Source organism: Hydrogenophaga sp. L76 (assembly GCF_057654755.1).
In genome coordinates this window covers 2,580,001-2,582,500 of record NZ_CM172807.1, presented here as the reverse complement: position 1 = coordinate 2,582,500, position 2,500 = coordinate 2,580,001, and the positions used below count along the sequence as shown (strand labels likewise).

At 50.6% G+C, this 2,500-nt stretch carries 3 rRNA genes (2 of these 3 running past the window's edge); all 3 read left to right on the top strand.

Going from position 1 to position 2,500, the window contains the following annotated elements:
• Positions 1–1,620 (top strand): 23S ribosomal RNA (locus AC23D4_RS12355) (it extends 1,259 nt beyond the left edge of the window).
• Positions 1,621–1,780: 160 nt separating this feature from the next.
• Positions 1,781–1,893, top strand: a 5S ribosomal RNA gene (gene rrf, locus AC23D4_RS12350).
• Positions 1,894–2,320: 427 nt separating this feature from the next.
• A 16S ribosomal RNA gene (locus AC23D4_RS12345) occupies positions 2,321–2,500 on the top strand (it continues 1,353 nt past the right edge of the window).

Sequence of the window (2,500 nt, the reverse complement as noted above, 5' to 3'; positions counted from 1 at the left end):
AGCGTTAAAGGGGGTGAAAAGCCCCCTCGCCGTAAGCGCAAGGTTTCCTACGCAACGTTCATCGGCGTAGGGTGAGTCGGCCCCTAAGGTGAGGCAGAGATGCGTAACTGATGGGAAACAGGTCAATATTCCTGTACCGATTACAAGTGCGATGTGGGGACGGATCTTAATAGGTTATCCGGCGGTTGGATGTGCCGGTTTAGACAGATGTAGGCGACACGTAGGCAAATCCGCGTGTCATATACCGAGGCTGTTGATCGAGCGAGCTTGCTCGCGAAGTAACTGAACGAGGTCCCAGGAAAAGCCACTAAGCTTCAGCTTGTAATTGACCGTACCGCAAACCGACACTGGTGCGCGAGATGAGTATTCTAAGGCGCTTGAGAGAACTCTGGAGAAGGAACTCGGCAAATTGACACCGTAACTTCGGAAGAAGGTGTGCCCTTGTAGTGTGATGAGAACATCTGAGCACGAACGGGTTGCAAAAAATTGGTGGCTGCGACTGTTTATTAAAAACACAGCACTCTGCAAACACGAAAGTGGACGTATAGGGTGTGACGCCTGCCCGGTGCTGGAAGATTAATTGATGGGGTGCAAGCTCTTGATCGAAGTCCCAGTAAACGGCGGCCGTAACTATAACGGTCCTAAGGTAGCGAAATTCCTTGTCGGGTAAGTTCCGACCTGCACGAATGGCGTAACGATGGCCACACTGTCTCCTCCAGAGACTCAGCGAAGTTGAAATGTTTGTGATGATGCAATCTCCCCGCGGAAAGACGGAAAGACCCCATGAACCTTTACTGTAGCTTTGTATTGAATTTTGAACAGATCTGTGTAGGATAGGTGGGAGGCTTTGAAGCAGGGTCGCTAGATCTTGTGGAGCCAACGTTGAAATACCACCCTGGTGTGTTTGAGGTTCTAACCTAGGTCCCTTATCGGGATCGGGGACAGTGCATGGTAGGCAGTTTGACTGGGGCGGTCTCCTCCCAAAGTGTAACGGAGGAGTTCGAAGGTACGCTAGGTACGGTCGGACATCGTGCTAATAGTGCAATGGCATAAGCGTGCTTAACTGCGAGACTGACAAGTCGAGCAGATGCGAAAGCAGGACATAGTGATCCGGTGGTTCTGTATGGAAGGGCCATCGCTCAACGGATAAAAGGTACTCTGGGGATAACAGGCTGATACCGCCCAAGAGTTCATATCGACGGCGGTGTTTGGCACCTCGATGTCGGCTCATCTCATCCTGGGGCTGTAGCCGGTCCCAAGGGTATGGCTGTTCGCCATTTAAAGAGGTACGTGAGCTGGGTTTAAAACGTCGTGAGACAGTTTGGTCCCTATCTTCCGTGGGCGCTGCAGATTTGAGGAAGCCTGCTCCTAGTACGAGAGGACCGGAGTGGACGCACCTCTGGTGTACCGGTTGTCACGCCAGTGGCATTGCCGGGTAGCTAAGTGCGGAAGAGATAACCGCTGAAAGCATCTAAGCGGGAAACTCGTTCCAAGATGAGATCTGCCGGGGCCTTGAGCCCCCTAAAGAGTCGTTCAAGACCAGGACGTTGATAGGTCAGGTGTGGAAGCGCAGTAATGCGTTAAGCTAACTGATACTAATTGCTCGTGAGGCTTGACCCTATAACTTTGACGATAATCGTCCAAGTGCAAATGTTATTGTTATGCCCCGTAGGACAACCCTCGTTGGCCTACATCGTTGGCAGCAATCAAAATGAGCTGATTCGAAACTCTATGAATTCGTCCCTGTTGTGCATCAGCACAGCAAGGACAACCCGTTATGCCTGACGACCATAGCAAGTTGGTACCACTCCTTCCCATCCCGAACAGGACAGTGAAACGACTTTGCGCCGATGATAGTGCGGATTCCCGTGTGAAAGTAGGTCATCGTCAGGCTCTTACTACCCCACAACCCCCTCGTACCTCGCGTACCTGGGGGTTTTGGCTTATATAAGAGTGTAGGTAAGAGTTTTCTGAACAGGAAAATTTGGTGTATACTGGAAAGCTTCGCTGATGACGGTGGTCGCAAGGCGGCCGGCGAAGATAGTTTGAGTGGTGGTCAAAATATAAAAATATTTTGACGAAGCGCTAAAGACTGTGTCATAATACGAGGCTCAGCTGATCGCAGCTAAGCAAGCAGAAGGAAGCGGCAAGTGCTGTGGAGTTTTGCAGGATCATTAAAAACATACAGCCGATAAGCGTGGGCGTTTGAAGGCGATTGCGAAAACGGACTCGAAAGAGTCCAAGTCGCAAGACTTTAAACGCTCATGAGAATAGAAGTGAAGTTCACTTCAATTCCGTTTTTATGAGTAAATTCAAGATCGAACTAAAGAGTTTGATCCTGGCTCAGATTGAACGCTGGCGGCATGCTTTACACATGCAAGTCGAACGGTAACAGGCCGCAAGGTGCTGACGAGTGGCGAACGGGTGAGTAATGCATCGGAACGTGCCCAGTCGTGGGGGATAACGCAGCGAAAGCTGTGCTAATACCGCATACGATCTA